The organism is Cryobacterium inferilacus (genome assembly GCF_019599185.1).
Classification (GTDB): domain Bacteria; phylum Actinomycetota; class Actinomycetes; order Actinomycetales; family Microbacteriaceae; genus Cryobacterium; species Cryobacterium inferilacus.
Genome location: NZ_JAIEUL010000003.1, coordinates 14,244 through 33,164, shown reverse-complemented (window position 1 = coordinate 33,164; position 18,921 = coordinate 14,244). Strand labels below are relative to the sequence as shown.

The 18,921-nt window shown below is 69.7% G+C and carries 20 protein-coding genes; 10 read left to right on the top strand and 10 right to left on the bottom strand.

The window, feature by feature from the left end; translation table 11 throughout:
- Positions 1-16: 16 nt before the first annotated feature.
- Together K2F54_RS03520 and K2F54_RS03515 are read left to right on the top strand one after the other, a co-directional pair.
- The gene (locus tag K2F54_RS03520; protein WP_220604475.1) at positions 17-1,516 is read left to right on the top strand and encodes a CoA-acylating methylmalonate-semialdehyde dehydrogenase; all 1,500 of its coding nucleotides are present in this window, start codon (positions 17-19) and stop codon (positions 1,514-1,516) included.
- A 131-nt stretch (positions 1,517-1,647) separates the two neighbouring features.
- A complete protein-coding gene (locus K2F54_RS03515) occupies positions 1,648-2,244 on the top strand; it encodes a putative glycolipid-binding domain-containing protein (protein WP_220604474.1) in 597 nt (198 codons plus the stop codon).
- Between the two features lie 26 nt (positions 2,245-2,270).
- Here the strand turns inward: K2F54_RS03515 and K2F54_RS03510 are convergent, their stop codons facing one another.
- From K2F54_RS03510 to K2F54_RS03485, 6 genes are all read right to left on the bottom strand, one after another.
- The gene (locus tag K2F54_RS03510) at positions 2,271-2,477 is read right to left on the bottom strand and encodes a helix-turn-helix domain-containing protein (protein WP_220604473.1); all 207 of its coding nucleotides are present in this window, start codon (positions 2,475-2,477) and stop codon (positions 2,271-2,273) included.
- Positions 2,477-2,926, bottom strand: a complete 450-nt coding sequence (locus tag K2F54_RS03505; protein WP_220604472.1) for a DUF2975 domain-containing protein — start codon at positions 2,924-2,926, stop codon at positions 2,477-2,479. The genes K2F54_RS03510 and K2F54_RS03505 overlap by 1 nt, the downstream gene beginning before the upstream one ends.
- A 133-nt stretch (positions 2,927-3,059) precedes the next feature.
- Positions 3,060-3,677, bottom strand: coding sequence for a hypothetical protein (locus K2F54_RS03500; protein WP_220604471.1), 618 nt, complete (start codon positions 3,675-3,677; stop codon positions 3,060-3,062).
- Entirely contained in the window at positions 3,674-4,249 is a 576-nt protein-coding gene (locus K2F54_RS03495) for an Asp23/Gls24 family envelope stress response protein (RefSeq protein ID WP_220604470.1), read from the bottom strand. The genes K2F54_RS03500 and K2F54_RS03495 overlap by 4 nt, the downstream gene beginning before the upstream one ends.
- Positions 4,246-4,641 carry a hypothetical protein gene (locus K2F54_RS03490; RefSeq protein ID WP_220604469.1) on the bottom strand — a complete coding sequence of 132 codons (396 nt, stop codon included), beginning with the start codon at positions 4,639-4,641 and terminating at the stop codon, positions 4,246-4,248. The genes K2F54_RS03495 and K2F54_RS03490 overlap by 4 nt, the downstream gene beginning before the upstream one ends.
- Positions 4,641-4,829: a DUF2273 domain-containing protein gene (locus K2F54_RS03485; RefSeq protein WP_220604468.1), complete on the bottom strand. Its 189-nt coding sequence runs from the start codon at positions 4,827-4,829 to the stop codon at positions 4,641-4,643. The genes K2F54_RS03490 and K2F54_RS03485 overlap by 1 nt, the downstream gene beginning before the upstream one ends.
- A gap of 145 nt (positions 4,830-4,974) precedes the next feature.
- Between K2F54_RS03485 and K2F54_RS03480 the strand changes: the two genes are divergently transcribed.
- The 4 genes from K2F54_RS03480 (at position 4,975) to K2F54_RS03465 (ending at position 9,716) form a co-directional block, all read left to right on the top strand.
- Entirely contained in the window at positions 4,975-6,264 is a 1,290-nt protein-coding gene (locus tag K2F54_RS03480; RefSeq protein WP_220604467.1) for an ROK family transcriptional regulator, read from the top strand.
- A gap of 80 nt (positions 6,265-6,344) precedes the next feature.
- The gene (locus K2F54_RS03475; RefSeq protein WP_255576673.1) at positions 6,345-7,430 is read left to right on the top strand and encodes a sugar ABC transporter substrate-binding protein; all 1,086 of its coding nucleotides are present in this window, start codon (positions 6,345-6,347) and stop codon (positions 7,428-7,430) included.
- A 112-nt stretch (positions 7,431-7,542) separates the two neighbouring features.
- Complete coding sequence (locus K2F54_RS03470; protein ID WP_220604466.1) at positions 7,543-8,415, top strand: ATP-binding cassette domain-containing protein; 873 nt, start codon at positions 7,543-7,545, stop codon at positions 8,413-8,415.
- Entirely contained in the window at positions 8,412-9,716 is a 1,305-nt protein-coding gene (locus tag K2F54_RS03465; protein ID WP_220604465.1) for a sugar ABC transporter permease, read from the top strand. Before K2F54_RS03470 ends, K2F54_RS03465 begins: the two co-directional genes overlap by 4 nt.
- 310 nt (positions 9,717-10,026) lie before the next feature.
- Here the strand turns inward: K2F54_RS03465 and cobA are convergent, their stop codons facing one another.
- Both cobA and nirB read right to left on the bottom strand, forming a co-directional pair.
- Positions 10,027-11,115: a uroporphyrinogen-III C-methyltransferase gene (gene cobA, locus K2F54_RS03460; RefSeq protein WP_220604464.1), complete on the bottom strand. Its 1,089-nt coding sequence runs from the start codon at positions 11,113-11,115 to the stop codon at positions 10,027-10,029.
- A 4-nt stretch (positions 11,116-11,119) separates the two neighbouring features.
- A complete protein-coding gene (gene nirB / locus K2F54_RS03455) occupies positions 11,120-13,792 on the bottom strand; it encodes a nitrite reductase large subunit NirB (protein WP_220604463.1) in 2,673 nt (890 codons plus the stop codon).
- 202 nt (positions 13,793-13,994) lie between these two features.
- On the opposite strand from nirB, the gene nirD reads away from it, so the two are divergent.
- Both nirD and K2F54_RS03445 read left to right on the top strand, forming a co-directional pair.
- Positions 13,995-14,384: a nitrite reductase small subunit NirD gene (gene nirD, locus K2F54_RS03450; protein ID WP_220604462.1), complete on the top strand. Its 390-nt coding sequence runs from the start codon at positions 13,995-13,997 to the stop codon at positions 14,382-14,384.
- Positions 14,384-15,136: a sirohydrochlorin chelatase gene (locus K2F54_RS03445; RefSeq protein WP_220604461.1), complete on the top strand. Its 753-nt coding sequence runs from the start codon at positions 14,384-14,386 to the stop codon at positions 15,134-15,136. Before nirD ends, K2F54_RS03445 begins: the two co-directional genes overlap by 1 nt.
- Before the next feature lie 144 nt (positions 15,137-15,280).
- Here K2F54_RS03445 and K2F54_RS03440 read toward each other — a convergent pair whose 3' ends face one another.
- Positions 15,281-15,835 (bottom strand): GNAT family N-acetyltransferase, encoded by a 555-nt coding sequence (locus tag K2F54_RS03440; protein ID WP_220604460.1) that lies wholly within the window; start codon positions 15,833-15,835, stop codon positions 15,281-15,283.
- Positions 15,836-15,986: 151 nt separating this feature from the next.
- Here K2F54_RS03440 and K2F54_RS03435 point away from each other — a divergent pair, with 151 nt between their 5' ends.
- Both K2F54_RS03435 and K2F54_RS03430 read left to right on the top strand, forming a co-directional pair.
- On the top strand, positions 15,987-17,612 hold the full coding sequence (locus K2F54_RS03435) for a LicD family protein (RefSeq protein ID WP_220604459.1): 1,626 nt from the start codon (positions 15,987-15,989) through the stop codon (positions 17,610-17,612).
- A complete protein-coding gene (locus K2F54_RS03430) occupies positions 17,609-17,890 on the top strand; it encodes a hypothetical protein (RefSeq protein WP_220604458.1) in 282 nt (93 codons plus the stop codon). Before K2F54_RS03435 ends, K2F54_RS03430 begins: the two co-directional genes overlap by 4 nt.
- On the opposite strand, the gene K2F54_RS03425 is transcribed toward K2F54_RS03430, so the two are convergent.
- The gene (locus K2F54_RS03425; RefSeq protein WP_220604457.1) at positions 17,887-18,813 is read right to left on the bottom strand and encodes a LysR family transcriptional regulator; all 927 of its coding nucleotides are present in this window, start codon (positions 18,811-18,813) and stop codon (positions 17,887-17,889) included. The genes K2F54_RS03430 and K2F54_RS03425 overlap by 4 nt on opposite strands.
- Positions 18,814-18,921: the final 108 nt, after the last annotated feature.

Genomic DNA, 18,921 nt, shown 5'->3' with positions numbered 1-18,921 from the left:
AACAGAATCGACTGACATGACCGACCTCCCCGTCCTCACCCACTGGATCGACGGCGCCCCCGGAACCGGCGCCTCCACTCGTACCGCCCCCGTCTACAACCCGGCCACCGGCGCAGTGCAGCGCCTGGTGTCCCTGGCCTCCGCCGCCGATGTCGACACCGTCGTCGCCTCGGCCCAGGCCGCCTACCCGGCCTGGCGTGACGCCTCCATCGCCAAACGCCAGGGCGTCATGTTCTCCTTCCGTGAACTGCTCAACGCCCGCAAGGGTGAGCTGGCCGACATCCTCACCAATGAACACGGCAAGGTCACCTCAGACGCCCTCGGCGAGATCGCCCGCGGCCTCGAGGTCGTCGAGTTCGCACTCGGCCTGCCGCACCTGGCCAAAGGCGAGTTCTCCGAGAACGTCTCCACCGGCGTCGACGTCTACACCCTGCGGCAGCCGCTCGGTGTGGTCGGCATCATCAGCCCGTTCAACTTCCCGGCCATGGTGCCGCTCTGGTTCTTTCCCATCGCCATCGCCGCGGGCAACACCGTCGTGCTCAAGCCCAGCGAAAAGGACCCGTCCGCCGCCAACTGGCTCGCCGCCCTGCTCACCGAGGCCGGCCTGCCCGACGGGGTCTTCAACGTCGTGCACGGCGACAAGGAGGCCGTCGACGCCCTGCTGGTCAACCCCGACGTGCAGGCCATCTCCTTCGTCGGCTCCACCCCGATCGCCAAGTACATCTACGAGACCGCCGCGCACCACGGCAAGCGGGTGCAGGCGCTCGGCGGCGCGAAGAACCACATGCTGGTGCTGCCGGATGCCGACCTCGACCTGGCCGCGGATGCCGCGGTCAACGCCGGCTTCGGGTCGGCGGGGGAGCGCTGCATGGCCATCAGCGTGATCGTGGCCGTCGAGCCCGTCGCCGACGAGCTCATCGCCAAGATCGCCGAGCGCGTGAGGGGCCTCACGGTGGGCGACGGCATGCGCGGCTGCGACATGGGCCCGCTGATCACCGAGGCGCACCGCGACAAGGTCGCCGGTTACATCGACATCGCCCTGGCGGACGGCGCGGACGTCGTGATCGACGGGCGCGGCATCGAGGTCGACGGCGACGCATCCGGTTTCTGGCTCGGCCCCACCCTGTTCGACAGGGTCAGCCTCGACTCCGCCGTCTACCAGGACGAGATCTTCGGCCCGGTGCTCAGCGTCGTTCGGGTGGCCAGCTACACCGATGGGGTGGCCGTGATCAACGCCAGCAGATACGGCAACGGCACCGCCATCTTCACCAATGACGGTGGCGCCGCCCGGCGGTTCCAGCACGAGGTGCAGGTGGGCATGGTCGGCATCAACGTGCCGATCCCGGTGCCGGTGGCGTACCACTCGTTCGGCGGCTGGAAGGACTCCCTGTTCGGCGACGCCAAGGCCTACGGCCCCGCCGGCATCAGCTTCTACACCCGGGAGAAGGCCGTCACCGCCCGCTGGCTCGACCCCAGCCACGGCGGCATCAACCTGGGCTTCCCGCAGAACACCTAGCTGGCGACGTAAAGGCGGAGTTTTTGCCGACACGCCGTGTTTCCGCACGTGCCCGGAACGGCGATTCACGAAGATCTCCGCCTGTACGTGCCCGCCTTACCTGTCGGCAGCATCCTGGGCATCATGGGGGCATGACGCAGTCGGATGTGGCCTGGCGCGGGCACGATGACCCTGGTCGCATCGATCGAGCGTTGATCGAGATCGGCCAGAGCGGCATGGAGGCTCAGGGCGCCTCGATCACGGCCGCGTACGCCACCGCCTGGTCGCTGGATGCCTCCGATGCCTGGCGCACCCGCACGGTCGACATCAGCGCTCACGGCGCCGGCTGGATGCGCTCGCTGGCCCTCATCCGGGACGAGAACGACCACTGGACCGCGGTGACCCAGATGCACGGCGACGCGGATCTTCCGCCCGCCGGACTCGCTGACCCCGGCAGCGTGGACGGTGCACTCGACTGCGACATCGCCCTGTGCCCGGCGACGAACACCATGCCGATCCGCCGCCTGGGGCTGCTGAACGGGAACGTCCAGGAGACCTCCCTGGTGATGGCCTGGATCGAGGTGCCCTCCCTGCGGGTGTTCCGGAGCGACCAGGTGTATGCCGCATCGATGCCCGGCCGGGTGCGGTTCCGTAGCGCCAGCGGCGACTTCCACGCCGAGTTGACCGTCGATTCCGACGGCATCGTGATCGACTACCCGGGATTGGCGACCCGGTTCGGCCGGCCCTGACGCTGCGGGGGAGGCGGGCAGCCGGCCTAGTCCTCGGTCCAGACCAGAATGTCGCCGGGCTGGCACTCGAGCACCCGGCAGATCGCGTCGAGGGTGGAGAACCGGATCGCGCGGGCACGACCGTTCTTCAGCACGGCCACATTCGCCGGGGTGATGCCGACCCTGGCGGCGAACTCGCCCACCGACATCCGTCGTTCGGCCAGCAGCCGGTCGATCAGAACCTGGACCGCCATCACACCACCTCGTCCAGCTCCACCCGCATCGACACCGCGCTGCGGAGGAGGGAGCGGAGAACGAGGAGAACCAGCGCGAAGGCGGCCCCGACGGCCGCACCGCCGAGCAGCAGCAGCGCCAATGCGGGTGGGCCCGGAATCGCCACCAGCACGGCCACCACGATGATCGTGGCCACGGCGATCGCGCTGGTCAGGGAGTCCACCAGTCTCAGCGCGGCCGGCTCGAAAATGCGGCGATCGCGGGTGTAGCCCACCAGCACGGCGGTGACGACCAGGGCCACCTCCACGCAGACGCCGAACGCGAGCGCCGCGATGACGAAGGGCACCTGCAGGTAGGCGAATTCCGGGTAGAGCTCGGCGGAGGACGAGGCGGAGATGATGACCACCACCTCACCGAGAACGACCAGAACGACGAGAACGCCGAGGGCCACCCGTGTCAGCGCGATCATGGCGGGATGGGATGTGGTCGGCGTCGTCAGGGTCATCTATCGATTATCAATACGTTGCCTATCGATTGTCAATAGGCATCCGTCAGGGTAGAACAGTGCCCACGGCGCCGGCGCCGAGGGCGAACCGAGCCGGTCAGCGCACGCGCTGGTCGTGGCCGAGCTTGGCGCGCAGCCCCGAGTGGATGGTGAGACAGGTTGCGGGGGCGTCACCGACGACCCGGGCGAGGTTGTCGATCAGCCGGTCGGCTTCCTCCACGATGAGTCGGGGCGAGACGCCCTGCCGCGGTGTGATGCCCAGGTGCAGCACGGGCCGGCGCTTCACCGTGAACGCGCCGACGGTGCTGCCGACCAGGTCTGGGCGTTTGTCGAGGGAGTGCTTGAGCGCCTCCGCCGCGAACGAGGTGTCGATCAGCAGCCGGTCCGAGGCGGCATCCTGCTCGCTGATCCGTTTGCGATAGATCTCCCGGCTGCCCCCGCCACCGACGTTGGCGATGATGACCACCATCAGAATGACGAGGAGCAGCAACACCGCGGCGGCGGCGAGCAGCCACCAGCTGAAGTCGGTGCCAGGCACAGGGGAGGCCTCGAGGGCATCGGTCACGGCGGCGTCGGCGGTTCTGCCTGCCTCCTCCCACCGGTTCGCCCACCATGGCCACACCAGCAGAGCGGCGGCCGCCGCGCCCACAACGAGGAGGATCAGCCCGACGACGAAGATGAAGAGGCGGTTCAACGCCCGGTTGGTGTCGTTCATGGGCCGATCGCTCCTGTCGTGTTCACCCGCACGGTGTGGCGCAGGGTTGGCTTGAGGTTGTACGAGGCGATCTCCTCCGCGACGGCGGTACGGATGGCCGCCTCGTCGACCGGGATCCCGGACGTGGGGGTGACGTCCACGACCGCGCGGCGGTGCGACACCGATACCTCGGCCTGCCCCTGCGGAATGCGGGCGACGGTTTCGACGCGTCGGGCGATGCTCGACGCGAGAACCCCGTTGTCCACGATCACGGCCCGGCCCTCATGCAGCATCTGGTGCCTGGCCAGCCGTCCGGACCGCACCGCGTGCACCATGAGCAGCAGGCCGATCAGGCCCAGCACGGCGCCGCCGAGGCCGATCGCCCAGATCGGTTGCAGGGTGGGCAGCGCGGCCAGCCAGCTGAGTGCATCCTCCGGGGTGACCAGAAGCGCCGGTTGCCCGAGCATCCGCAGCACCAGTTCGGTGCCCAGGTAGACGCAGCCGAGTGCGATCATGCTGGCGAGCACGATCGTCGTGACGGTTCGAGGGGAGTGGGTCTCCCGGCGCACAATGCGGGCGTATGGAGTCTTCATCGGGGTATCCGCCGTTCCCCGGCGATGTGTGCGCCGCGCACACGGATGTCCACGCGCCCCACCTGGTTGCCGGTGATGCGGGTGGTCATGGTGCGGATGGCCAGCTGCGCGTCGGACAGCCGCTGCAGCAGGGTGGGTCCGGCGTAGTCTGGCCCCACGGTGTCGAGGTCTGGCATGCTGATCGGGGTCGTGACCTCCAGTGCGAGCAGGCCGTGGTCGTCCCGCAACGTCACGGTGACCTGCCCGGGATTCACGCCGAGCGTCTCCGCGGAGACCGCCCTGGCGACGGTGTTCAAGGCGTTCTGTCGCACCGTGATGTGGCCGGGTAAGCCGGCCGCACCAGCCGGGAGGGTGACCTTCCGGCCGGTGGAGCCGAGGCTGGCGGTCGACATCAGGACGTACGTCTTCCGGTCAGGGCGTTGGCGAGGCCACGCCCGTCGAGCTTGCCCTCGACAATGCGCCCGACCAGGAGCCCGACCGCCATGAACACGGCGACCAGGAGGAATCCCCAGAAGCCGAAGACGAGCGCCGCGAATGCGAGGACCGCGCCGACGGCCATGCCACTGACGGTTGCACTCATGAGACGCGTGCCTCCGTCTGGTCATCCTGGTCGTCGGTCGGCAGGTGCACATCGTTCACGGCGACGTTGACCTCCACGACCTCCAGGCCCACCAGGTTCGTCGGAAATCGGTGTGGTGGCCTCGTCCGGCACTATCGTGGCTCCCGTGAGCAGTCCCCGCAATCCCGGGTCGCAGTCATCTCTGCGTGAGGCGAATCGCGCTCGCATCGTCGACGCGATCACCCATCACGGCGCCCTCACCCAGGTGGAGCTGGCCGCGGTCACCGGGCTGTCACCCGCCACGGTGTCCAACATCGTCAAGGAGCAGGCCGCCGCGGGGGTTCTGGCCACCACTCCCACTTCACGGAGCGGCCGGAGGGCCGTGCGGGTCACCCTGGCCCGCGAGATGGGCCTGGTGGTGGGCCTGCACGTGTCGAACCGGCAGCTGCGGGTGGCCCTGGCCGACGCCGGGCATCAGGTGCTGGTCGAGCGGATGCTGCCGCTCGCCCGCGACCACCGCGCCGACAGCGAGCTCGACCGGGTGGTGCTGCTCATCCAGGACATGGCCGAGTCGGTCGGCACCGGCCTCGACGAGGTTCTCGCGGTGGGCGTGGGTCTCGCCGCACCCATCGACCCTGGCACCGGCCTCATCGCGACTCGGGGCCTGATGCGCGGCTGGGACGGAGTACCCGTCGCTGACGAACTCGAAACGCGATTGCGCAGGCCGGTGTTCGTCGACAACGAGGCCAATCTCGGCGCCCTCGGCGAGTATCGGATGGGGGCAGCGCAGGGTGTCCGGCAGGCAGCCTACCTCCGCGTTTCGCACGGAGTCGGCGCCGGGCTGATCATCGACGGCCGGGTATACCGCGGCGGCAGTGGAAAGGCCGGCGAGATCGGCCATCTCACCCTCGACGAGCAGGGCCAGGTCTGCCGCTGCGGCAACCGGGGGTGTCTGGAAACCCTGGTGGGGGCCGCGGCGCTCGCCGCGAAGTTCCCCGGCAGCCACACCCAGGTGAAACTGCGCGATATCGTGCTGCGGGCCAACGCCGGCGACGCCGCGGCGCGGCGCGTGATCGCCGATGCCGGCCGGCACCTGGGCGTGGCGCTCGCCGGCCTGAGCAATCTCGTCGACCCGCACCGCATCGTGGTCGGCGGTGAGCTGGCCGAGGCTGACGAGATGCTGCTCAGCCCTCTGCGGCACGCGCTGGAGCGGTCCACTCTGGCCACGGCATCCGGGGTGCCCGACGTGGTGAAGGGCGAGTTGGGCGAGCGGGCAGAGGTGCTCGGGGCGGTCCTCTACGCCATCGACCTGGCTCACATCACGGCGGGCCGGCCATCGGACGCCGCTCGGACGACAGGGCCGTATCCGATGGGCATTGCCGGGCCGCGGATCAGTGGGATCGTGCCCGATCTGGCGCCGGAGAACGCGCCGGACAGGGGCGGCCTGGCCTCTTGAGTTCAAGCCTTGACGGCATTTGGCCCCGGGGCCATGCTCGTTACGCCGCCAACGAGGGTGGTCACAGTAGGAGGCACATCATGAGAAAACCCAGGAAGAGTGTCGCGCTCCTGTCGGTCGCATTGATCATGACCGCAGGCGCCCTGACCGCGTGCACCAGCAACGGCGGCGACGCCGGCACCGATGGCGGCGGTGGCTCCGGCGAAGCCGTGAAGATCGGCCTGCTCCTTCCCGAATCCCAGACCACCCGGTACGAAAGCTTCGACCGGCCGCTGTTCGAAGAACACCTGGCCACGCTCGGCGACTACGAAGTCGTCTACGCCAACGCCGACCAGGACGCCGCAAAACAGCAGCAACAGGCGGAGTCGGCACTCACGGAGGGAATCGAGGTGATGGTGCTCGATCCCGTCGACGGTGCTGCCGCAGCGAGCATCGTGGCCAACGCCGCCGCTCAGGACGTGCCCGTGATCGCCTACGACAGATTCATCGAGAGCGACGAGGTCGCCTACTACATCTCCTTCGACAACGAGCAGGTCGGCGTCCTCCAGGGCGAGGCCCTGGTCGAACGGCTGCAGGCCGACGGAACGACAACCGGAATCATCATGATCAACGGGTCACCCACGGACGGCAACGCCACGCTGTTCAAGGAAGGCGCACACTCGGTCATCGACGAGAGCGGTATCCCTGTCCTGGCCGAATTCGACACCCCTGACTGGAGCCCCGAAGAGGCCCAGACCTTCGCCGCCGGGCAGATCGGCCAGTTCGGCGACCAGATCTCGGGTGTCTACGCAGCCAACGACGGCACCGCCGGCGGCGCCATCGCGGCCCTGCGGGCTGCCGGGGTCGACCCGATCCCGCCGGTCACCGGTCAGGACGCCGAGCTCACCGGCATCCAGCGCATCGTCGCCGGGGACCAGTACATGACCGTCTACAAGGCGATCCGTGAGGAGGCCCAGCTGGCTGCGGAAATCGCAGACCAACTCGCCCGTGGGGAAACCCCTGAGGGCGACACCGAGGTCGATGGCATCCCCGCGACGCTGCTCACCCCGGTTGTGGTGACCGTCGACAACATCCAAGACACCGTGATCGCGGATGAGTTCTACACTGTCGACGAGATCTGCACCGCTGAGTACGCCGAGGCGTGCGCCGCGGCCGGCCTGCAGTAGCGCCGTCCGCTCGCACTCCGTCACACGTCGGCCGGGAGCCCCTCCCACGATGGGCGCCCGGCCGGCCCCCAGTTGATTCCCGCACCCGCCGTCGCACAACGGAGGAACCGAAATGACCGTGCTGAATCAGGACCAGGTGCGCAGCGCACCGACCGGCGAACTCGTGCTCTCGATGCGCGGGATCGACAAGAACTTCGGCGCCGTTCAAGCGCTCACCGCCATCGATCTGGACATTTATTCCGGTGAGGTGGTCGCCCTGGTCGGCGACAACGGTGCCGGCAAGTCCACCCTGATCAAGATCCTCGCCGGAGTGCACCCCAAAGACGGCGGCACGATCACCTACGGTGACCGGCCGGTGTCGATCAACAACCCCGCCGAATCCAACGAGCTGGGCATCGCTACGGTGTACCAGGACCTGGCCCTGTGCGACAACCTCGACGTCGTCGCCAATCTGTTCCTCGGTCACGAACTCGGCCGCGCCACTATCGACGAGGTCGAGATGGAGAAACGGTCCTGGGATCTCCTCCGACAGCTCTCCGCACGGATCCCGTCGGTGCGCATCCCGGTGGCGTCGTTGTCGGGCGGCCAGCGTCAGACCGTGGCAATCGCCAGATCCCTCATCGGCGACCCGCGCATCGTGATCCTCGACGAGCCCACCGCTGCACTGGGCGTGGCCCAGACCGCAGAAGTGCTCAACCTCATCGAGCGGCTCCGAGAACGCGGCCTCGCCGTCGTGCTGATCAGCCACAACATGGCGGATGTGCAGGCCGTCGCCGACCGGATCGTGGTGTTGCGCCTCGGTCGCAACAACGGCGAGTTCACGGTGGCCGAGGTCACCTACGAAGACATCATCGCGGCCATCACCGGCGCCACCGACAACGCCGTCACCAGGCGTGCCCAGGCGAGGGTCGATGCCGCAGGGGACGCGGCTGTGGCCGCCGGTGCATCCCCAGACGCTGCACCACCAGAGGAGGACCGGCCATGACAACCCCGACAACTCCCTCACCGTCGAGTTCCTCCGAGTCGGCGGCGCCGCCCACTGAGACCGTTCGGCTCGCCGCCGTCGCTGCGGACCTGCAAGACGAGCGACTCATCCAGCAGCACGGCATCGGCGGCGCCATCAGCTCCTTCCGCCGCCGGGTGCGCGCGGGTGACATCGGTTCGCTGCCCGTCATCATTGGGCTGCTGGTCATTTGGGTGGCGTTCTCCCTGCTCAATCCAAACTTCCTCTCCAGCACCAACCTGGTCAACCTCACCCTGCAGTGCGCGGCCGTCGGCACCATCTCCATCGGAATAGTGCTGGTGCTGCTCCTGGGCGAAATCGACCTGTCGGTGGGCTCGGTCAGCGGGCTGTCGGCCGCCATCCTTGCCGTTGGCTTCGTCAACCTCGAGTGGCCGCTGGTTCTGGCGATCCTCGCCGCCCTCGCCGCCGGCGTCGTGGTCGGTCTCCTGTACGGGTTCCTGTACACCCGGTTCGGGGTGCCGAGCTTCGTGATCACGCTCGCCGGGCTGCTGGGGTTCCTCGGCCTGCAACTCTGGGTGCTCGGTAGCACCGGGTCGATCAATATCCCCTTCGACTCGTGGATCGTGCAGTTCGCCCAACAGACCTTCCTGCCCGACTGGCTGTCGTACCTGCTCGTGGTGCTCACGGTTCTCGCGTATGCGGCCCTGCGCTATGGCACCTCCCGCCGCCGCACCGCCGCCGGGCTCTCCGCGCTCCCGGTTTCCTCAATCGTGATCCGCAGTGCGGCCCTGCTGGTGGTGCTCACCGTGCCGACCTGGTACCTCAATCAGACCCGCGGGGTCGGCGCCATGTTCGTCCTGTTCCTGGCACTCGTGGTGATCATGAATTTCTTTCTCACCCGCACCCGCTGGGGCCGTGCCGTCTACGCGGTCGGCGGCAATGTCGAGGCCGCCCGTCGAGCCGGTATCAATGTCACCCAGATCTACGTCACGGTGTTCGTGCTCTGCTCCACATTCGCGGCGCTCGGCGGCCTCCTCGCGGCCGGTCGTCTGGCGGCAGCCAATCAGGGGTCCGGTGGCGGTGACACCAACCTGAACGCCATCGCCGCCGCCGTGATCGGGGGCGCCAGCCTCTTCGGCGGCCGCGGCAGCGCGTTCTCGGCGTTGCTGGGCATCCTGGTGATCCAGTCGATCTCCAGCGGCCTCACCCTGCTCAACCTGGACTCGTCGATCCGGTACATGATCACCGGCGCGGTGCTGCTACTCGCGGTCATCGTCGACTCGCTGTCGCGCCGAAGCCGGGTGTCACACGGTAGAGCCTGACCGCCTCCCGCCCGGGGCCGGGCGGAGGCGGCAGAGAAGGCGGTGATTCTGCTGCCTCATCGGCAGCGAGCCGGCCGGCGGCGGGATCACCGTCTGTGCCCGTTCGGGTGCACAACTCCTGCAGATTTTCCTCAGATGGGCGCGCATCCGCGTGTTTCCGGCATCCGCTGCCCGTCGAACCGGAAAAATGCAGGAGTTGTGCGCGAGGCCCGGGCGCACCGGCACCGCGTCACCGCCCGAGGCGTTCACCCGGGCGGATGCGACGGAGGAGGTGGCCGAGAGCGGCTGGGGGCGGATGGTGGCAGGGCGGCTAGCCGGCCAGCTCCGCGGCCTCGCGCAGCAGGGCGGCGGCGGCGTCATCGCCGTGCGAGGCCAGGCTCACGACCTCGCCGATCACCACGACGGCGGGCGAGCGCACGCCCGCGCCGGCCGCGAGACCGGCGATGGTGTCCAGCCGGCCGAGGGTGGTGCGTTGGTCGTGGGCGAACCCGCGTTCCACGATCGCCACGGGCATGTCGGTACGCATCCCCAGCCTGCTCAGGCCGGCGACCAGCTGCTGCAGGGTGCCGATGCCCATCAGCACCACAATGGTGCCGTTCAGGCCCACCAGGTGGGTCAGTTCGGTGTCGCTGATCGGCGCGTGTCCGGAGATCACCGTGAACAGCCGGGTGATGTCGCGGTGGGTGACGGGGATGCCGGCGGCGGCCGGCACGGCGATGGCGCTGGTCACACCCGAGATCACGGTCACGGGCACGTCGGCGGCGCGGCAGGCGAGCACCTCTTCGCCGCCCCGGCCGAACACGAACGGGTCGCCGCCCTTGAGGCGCACCACCGTGAGGCCGGCCAGGGCGGATGCCACCAGCATCCGTTCGGCATCACGCTGGGGGATCGCGTGGTGACCCGGCGCCTTGCCCACGTCGATGTGCTCGGCGCCTGGCGCCCACGCGTCGAGGCGGTCGGTGGGGCCCAGTCGGTCGTAATAGACGATGTCGGCCGCGCCGAGGGCCGCCAGGGCGCCCTGGGTGAGCAGTCCCTCCACGCCGGGGCCGCCGCCGACGAGGGTGACCGAGCCGACGGGGGCAGTGGCCGCTGCGCTCTCCCTGGTCAGCCAGGTGCGGTGCCTGGCGCAGGCCGCCGCGATGGTGACGTCGGTGCCCGGGCTGGTTTCCACGATGGCCACCAGGTCCACGGCGGCGATGAGCGTGTCCCACGCGCCCAGCGACCGGGGGTATACCGGGGTGGTCACCCCGGCAACAGCGGGTGCACCGGGAGAAACGGGGCCGGCCAGGTGGTACACGCTGGCCCCGGAGGCCAGGTAGCGGGCGAGCACCCGGCGCGCCGCCCTGGCACCGCCGATCACCAGCACCCGTTTTCCGGCGAAGTCGAGGCCGAGGCTCACTGGGTCACTCCGCGCCCATTGCCGAGGCGACCTGGGTGTCGACGCCGTCGCGGCGAACCGGGATGGTGAGTCCGGCCAGGTGCACGGGGCCGGCGGCGCTGGTGCCGTCACGTTCGTCCGGTCGGGCCGGGCGCGGCTGGCCGCGCTCGATGACCTGCAGCAGCGACGGGTCGGGGGTGTCGGCGTTCACGAACGGCCGGAACCGGCGCAGGCGCTCCGGATCGGCCAGCGTGGCCGCCCACTCGTCTTCGTACACGTCGATGTGCGCGGCCATGGCCGCTTCGAGGTCGGCGGCGATGCCCAGGGAATCAGTGCAGACGACATCGCGAACGTGGTCGATGCCGCCCGCGATCTCTTCCTGCCAGCGGGCGGTGCGCTGCACGCGGTCTGCGGTACGGATGTAGTACATCAGGTACCGGTCGATGTACGTGATCAGGGTGTCCTCGTCGAGGTCCTTCGCCAGAAGAACGGCGTGCACGGGCTGGAAGCCACCGTTGCCCCCGACGTAGAGGTTCCAGCCGAGCTCGGTGGCGATGACGCCGATGTCCTTGGCGCGGGCCTCTGCACACTCGCGGGCGCAGCCGGACACCCCGATCTTGAACTTGTGCGGCGAGCGCAAACCGCGGTAGCGGTTCTCCAGCGTGATCGCCAGCGCCACGGAATCCTGCACTCCGAAGCGGCACCAGGCCGATCCGACGCAGGACTTCGCCGTGCGCAGGCTCTTGCCGTAGGCCTGGCCGGATTCGAAGCCGGCGTCCACAAGTACCCGCCAGATGTCGGGCAGTTGGTCGAGCCGGGCGCCGAACAGGGCGATTCGCTGGCCACCGGTGATCTTGGTGTACAGGTTGAATTCCGCGGCGACCTCGCCGATCGCGATGAGCTTCTCCGGGGTGATTTCGCCACCGGGGATGCGGGGGATGACCGAGTAGCTGCCGTCCTTCTGCATGTTGCCGAGGGCACGGTCGTTGGTGTCCTGCAGGCCGCCCCGGCCGGCATCCAGGATGTAGGCGGAGGACTGCGAGGCCAGGATCGACGCGATGGTGGGCTTGCAGACGTCGCAGCCGAGACCGGTGCCGAAACGCTCCATGATCTGGTCGAACGAGCTGAGCTGCAGCACCCGCACCGATTCGAACAGTTCGCTGCGGCTGATCGAGATGTGCTCGCAGAGCGCCGTGGAGATCTCGAGGCCGGCGGCGGTCAGTTCGGTTTCGAGCACCTTCTTGAGCAGCGGCACGCACGAGCCGCACTGGGTGCCGGCTCTGGTGCAGGCCTTGAGGGCGCCGAGCTCGGTGACCGGGTCGCCGTGATCGCCACGGATGGCCGCGCGCACGGTTCCGAAGGAGACGTCGTTGCACGAGCACAGCTGGGCGTCGTCCGGCATGTCAGAACTGGACGGCAGCTCGGCGCCGGAGGCGGACAGGTACGCGCCGGGCTCGGTGGGCAGTTCACGGCCGAGCAGGGGTCGCAGCGACAGGTAGGGCGAGGCATCGCCGACGAAGATGCCGCCGAGCAGGGTCTTGGCATCGCTGGAGACGACGACCTTCTGGTACAGGCCCCGGGCGGGGTCGGCGTAGACGACCTCGAGGGCGCGGTCGCCGGTGCCGAAGGCGTCACCGAAGCTGGCCACCTCCACCCCGGAGAGTTTGAGCTTGGTGGCGTCGTCGATGCCGGGGAACAGGGCCTGGCCGCCGTTCAGCCGGTCGGCGACGACCTCGGCCATCGCGTTCGCCGGGGCGACGAGGCCGATGCACCGGCCGTCGTAGCTGGCGACCTCGCCGATGGCCCAGATGCCGGGCACCGAGCTGGCGCAGTCGTCGCCGATCACGATCCCGCCGCGCGGGCCGATCTCCAGGCCCGCCGCGCGGGCGAGTTCGTCCCTGGCCCGGATGCCGATGGACCAGACGATCAGGTCGGCGTTCAGCTGGCGGCCGTCGTCGAGGGTGAGCCCGAGAACCTGGCCGGTCTCGGCGGCGAGGATCTCGGTGGGCCGGTGGCCGAGTTCGAGGCGGATGCCCTGCTGGTCGATCAGGCGGCCCAGCGCCATGCCGGCGCCCTGGTCGAGCTGGGTGGGCATCAGCCAGGTGGCGCCATCCACGATGGTGGTGTTCGCGCCGAGGCGCTGCACCCCGCCGGCGGCCTCGAGGCCGAGCAGGCCACCGCCGATCACGGTGACGTTCGCCGGCCGGCCGAACTTGGCCTTCAGCCGGGCGGTCTCGCTGACAAGGAAGTCGACGTCTTCGATGGTCCGGTAGACGACGCCGCTGTCGCCGCCCGGCACAGGGGGCACGAATGCGCTGGAGCCGGTGGCGAAGACCAGGTCGTCGTAGGTCAGGACGTCCCCGTTGTCGAGGGTGACGGTGCGGGCCGTGGCATCCACCGCGGTGACCCGGCTGCCGCCGCGGTAGTGGGTGTGCTCTGACTGCCAGAACACCGGGTCGCCCAGGGTGAGGTCCTCTGGGCCGTTCAGCCGGTGCGACAGCGAGACCCGGTCGTATGGCAGGTGGATCTCCTCGCCGATGACGGTGACGTCACTGCGGCGGGCAGAGTCGCCGGCGGCCTCTGCGCGGGCCACCATGGCCTCGGCGAACCGGTGTGCGGCCGGGCCGCCGCCGATCACGATGACGCGACGTACGCCGTTCGATTCGCTCGCGTCTGAAAGGGGAATGTTCAATGTCATTTCGGCATCTCTCGGGGTAGATCAGGCCGCATAATCCCAACGGCGTCGTCCGCCGCCGCGCTGCCTCATGGCGTCTCTCAAGTAAGCCAGACCCGCGCGCTCTTTAAAAGGTATTTAGTCCCGAGAAACCCACCGGGGCGATGGGTACCCTGAAGGTGCACCGCACGCATCCACTGGCCCGGCGCCGGAATAGAGGAACACCATGCTGACCGAAAACGGCACCACCGCGACCCGGGTCGACGCCACCGGCTGGGCGACCGTGTGCGAACTGTCGCAGCTCGAACCGCTCTGGGCCGAAGCGGCCATGGTCGACGGCCTGCAGCTCGCCCTGGTGCTCATGGCCAACGGCACGGTCTACGCGGTCTCCAACCAGGACCCCGCCACGGGATCCTTCGTGATGTGCCGCGGCATCGTGGGCTCGCACGGCGACCGCGACACCCTGGCATCGCCGTTGCACAAGCAAGTCTACGACCTGGCCACGGGGGAGTGCTTCAGCTCGGCCGACCTGACCCTGCCCACCTACGAGACCAGGATCGAATCCGGCTCTGTACGGGTGCGGGTCGCCGCGGAGACTTCGGCGTCCGCAGCCTGATGACCGCCGCGTCAGCGCCGGCCGCCTCGCCGCTGCTCCTGCTCGCCTCGCACGGCTCCCGCGATCCGGCTGCCCAGCGCGCCGTGCTGGCGCTCGTGGCCGCGGTCACCCGGGCGCTCGCCGCGAGCAGCCCGACCACGCCGGTCGTGGCCGGCTTCATCGACGTGCAGCAGCCGGATGTTCCGCGCTGCCTCGCCGAGGCGGAGCCCGGCCGCGACGCCGTGATCGTGCCGCTGCTGGTGTCCGCCGGCTATCACGTCAAGTTCGACCTCGCCAACGCGGTGGCCGAGGCCCTGCCGCGCCGGGTCACGGTCACCGCTGCCCTCGGCCCAGACAGCCGGCTGACGGGCATCCTGGCCGACCGGCTGGCGGTGAGCGGCCTGCGCGAGGGCGACAGCGTCATCCTCGCCGCCGCGGGCTCGAGTGACGCGGATGCCGTGGCCGACTGCCGCGCCGCCGGTGAGGAGCTCGCCGCCGTGCTCGGCCGCCCGGTCACCGTGGCCTTCATCGCCGCAGCCCAGCCGAGCCTGGTCGACGCGGTGGCCGCCGCACGCATCGCGTCGCCGACCGCCCGAGTGGTGGTCGCCAACTACCTTCTCGCGCCGGGCACCTTCGCCAGGTGGGCGCGCGATGCCGGGGCGGATGTGCTCAGCGCCACCCTGCTCGTCGAGTCCGAGGAGCCCCCACCCGCCCTCGTCGACCTGATCCTGGACCGCTACCTGGCCGCCGCCACCCGCGGTCCGTGGGCATAACTCCTGCAGAATTTTGCCGCCGCGGCAGAGTTCCGCGTCGTTCCGGCAGCTGTTGCCCGCGGCTGCGGTGAATTGCAGGAGTTATGCACCGCGGGGCGGGCACCGGGCCGGTGGGCGGGGCGGATGCTGCTGCGGCCGGCTGCGCTAGACCTCGAGGCCGTCGCGGATGACCGTCTGCCCGGTGGGCCAGTCGGCGAATGACGCCGTCACCGGCAGCACCAGGGCCGGGCCGGTGAACGTCTCCGGTCGGTGCTCGGTGTCGATCATGCGGGTGACCTGGCCCTCGGCCTGCCGCCACCCGCCGGTGGCGTAGAAGCCCACCACGCCGGGGGCGCAGGTGAGAAACCCGTACGGCAGGCGCAGTCGGTTCAGGGCCGCTCCGGCCTCCGCGAGCAGCCGGCCGCCGAGTCCGGTGCCCTGATAGTCGGGATCGACGCCGACCAGGCCCACGTCGCCGACCAGCTGCGACCCGCCGTCGTCCAGGCGCAGCATCCGGCGCACGAAGCCGAGGTGGGCCACGGGGCGGTCGCCGTCGTAGCCGATCACCCGGGCCTCCGGCCGGGCGCCCATCCAGCTGCGGGTCCCGGTGAAGGTGGCGTGGTCGCGGGGGTAGTAGCGCGCGAACAGGGCCGCCAGGGCGGTGTGGTCCTCGGCAGCGAGATCGGCTTCCCAGCGCAGGGTCCAGACGATGTCAGCCATCCGGCCAGCCTAACCGCAGGCCACCGCCGGCTACGAGAACCGCACCAGGTGCATAGCAGGGAGGGGAGACGCTAAGGTGGCTGGTTGAAAGCTGGCGCGGCAACATCGGGTGAACTTCACCCGGCTCCAACACGCCAGACGAGCTCCATCGATGAAGATCTCCCTCGCCCACGCAGTCCTCGACGTCGACGCCGACGTTGATATCACCCGCGCCGTCGAGATCCGGGTGGCCGACCGCCGGGTGCTCACGCTCACCGCGGAGGCCCGCTCGGGCCAGGGGATCCCCGCCGATCAGCCCGTCGAACCGCACGCAGAGCCGGATGTCGAACCGGCCGCCGAGCCCGACTCGGTGCCCGGCGCGGAGCATCCCGCCGCATCGGTGAGCTACCGGCTGCCGCCGGCCTTCGGCGCCACCCTCTCCGGCAGCGGCGAGCTGGCGTTGCACTACGCGGACACCGGCGAGCTGATCGACCGCACCCAGGTGGCGGCCCACGTCGACCCAGACTCCGGGGCGCTGCGATTCGTCGACGGCGACGGCAACCCGGTGGTGCTCAACAAGTGGGGGCACCGGTCGATCACCTTCGCCGATGCCTCGCCGGCCATGGTCGACGGCCTCCTGCGCCACACCCGCCAGGTGATCGCCCAGATCACCGAGTTCGGCCTCAGGCCGTGGCTGATGGGCGGCACCCTGCTGGGCGCCGTGCGCACCGGCGAGCTGCTTCCGCACGACGACGACGCCGACCTCGGCTACGTCAGCGCGCACACCAACCCGGTGGATGCGGCGCTGGAGAGTTTTGCCCTGCAGCGTTTCCTCGAAGCCGCCGGCCACACCGTCATCAGGTACAGCGCCACTCAGATGCAGATCCTGTTCCACACCGGCCCTGGGGCGGGATTCCACGTCGACGTCTTCGGCGGTTTCTACCGCGACGACATGTTCATGCAGCCGTTCCATGTGCGCGCCGCCCTGCCGAAGGCGATCTTCACCGACCTGGCGCCGATCACCCTGGCCGACTGGGAGTTCCCCGCACCGAACCCGCCAGAGCCCTGGCTCGAGGCGAACTACGGCACCGGCTGGCGGGTCCCGGACACCGGCCACAGGTTCGTCACTCCGGCCTCGGCGGCCGACCGCTTCATCAACTGGTTCGGCAACCTCAACCAGCACCTCGACTTCTGGGACGAGTACTACGCCGATCGGGTCACCGCGGCGGATGCGCCGTCGACCCTGGCCGTCGACCTCCTGGCCGCGGCCCCGGCCGGCGCCACCATCTTCGAACTCGGCCACGGCAACGGCACCGACCTCGCGCACCTCGCCGGCCGTGGGCACCGGGTGGTGGGCATCGACTTCGCCCGCTCGGCCGCTGTCGCCGCCTCTGCCCGGCTGGGCACGGCCTACCCGGCCGTGGAACTCCTGCAGCTCGACCTCGGTGACCGCCGTCAGACCCTCGCCCTCGCCCGGCGGGAGGTGCACTCGAGCGAACCGGTGCGCATCCTGGCCGTGAACCTGCTGCAGGTGCTCACCATCGAGGCCCGCCCGGGTGTGCTCACCCTGGTGCGCCACCTGCTCGGCGCCGACGGCGAGTGGCATGTGAGCTTCCCCACCGTGCTGGGTGACCGGTTCAGCGTCGACGACCCCACCACCTGGCACCTCACCGAGAGCCAGTTCCGCGATCTGATCGCCACCGAACCTGACCTGCGGATCGTCTCGATCCGGGTCGACCCCCTCGCGGACCGGCACCCCGCCACCGCCATTGTGATGAGAACAGGAGACTCGCTGTGATCGTGAAAAGACGTGCCGCCGACATAATCCGGCGCCTCGCGCCGGAGACCATGCGGTCGCTGGAAGACCTGGCCACCCTCCGCCGCACCGGTCAGACCCTGCCGGGCTTGATCGAGCGCGCCGACCGGCTGGAGGAGCGGATGAATGAACTGGCCGAGCGGGAGCAGGCCATGCAGACCGCCGTGAACGAGTTGCGGCAGGACTCCCTCCGGATCGCCGAACTCGCCGACCTCGTGGTCACCGGCGTCGCCGCCAACGAATCGACCCACTCCCGCTAGGCGGTCGCCGCCGCGTGCTCCGCCTGCACCTGGGTGGCGCGGGCGCGGAGGGCCTCCACCACGGTGCGCACGGCCAGCCGCTCCGCCCGGTCGGGGCGCATCAGGGCCACGATCTGCCGTTCGGCGTCGAGACCGCGCAGCGGCTTGAGCACCATCCGGCCGGTCGGGTCGGCGCTCGAGGTGTAGCGGGGCACCAGGGCGATACCGAGGCCGGCCATGATGAATGATTCGATCAGCCGCATGTCGGCGAACCGCTGGGTCACCAGGGCGCGGCTGCCGGTCTGCAGTTCGATGTCGTGCAGGATGCGCCCGAACGGGTAGCCCAGCGGCACCCCGATCCAGGTCTCCCCGACCACGTCGGCGGCGCCGAGGGACGCACGAGTCGCCAGCCGGTGGCCGGTCGGCAGGCCGACATCCAGCGGCTCGGTCATCAGCGGTACCGAGGTGAGGCCACGGCCACCCCAGGTGTGCTGGCCGCGCATGCTGTGGGCGAGCACGATGTCGTACTCGCTCGTGAGCGCGGGAAAGTCGCTGAGCTCCGGGTCCATGTCGGTGCAGTGCACCGCGAGGCCGTCGTGGTCGGCGAGATCCTGCAGCGCGCCCGGCAGCAACATCTGACCGGCGGTGGGGAACGTCACCAGGCTGACGTCACCGGTGGCCCGGTTGCGGAAGGTGTCCCAGACCGCCGTGGCGCGCTCCAGGGCCACGGCGATATCGGTCGCGCTCGCGGCCAGCGCCCGGCCGGCATCCGTGAGTACGAGCCCGCGCCCGCTGCGCTCGGTGAGGGGCAGGCCGGCCTCACGTTCGAGCACCTTGAGCTGCTGCGAGACCGCGGACGGGGTGCGGTGGGTGGCCCGCGCCACCGCCGTGACACTGCCGCGCACGGCCAGTTCGCGGAGCAGCTCGAGGCGTTGCACGTCCATGTAGCCAGACTACATAGTTCTTGCTAAACAATGAGATTGTGCTGAAAGGTTGTTAGTGGTCTGATGAAGACGTCGGTTCCCGGGCATTCGCCCCTTTTGACCGGCCAT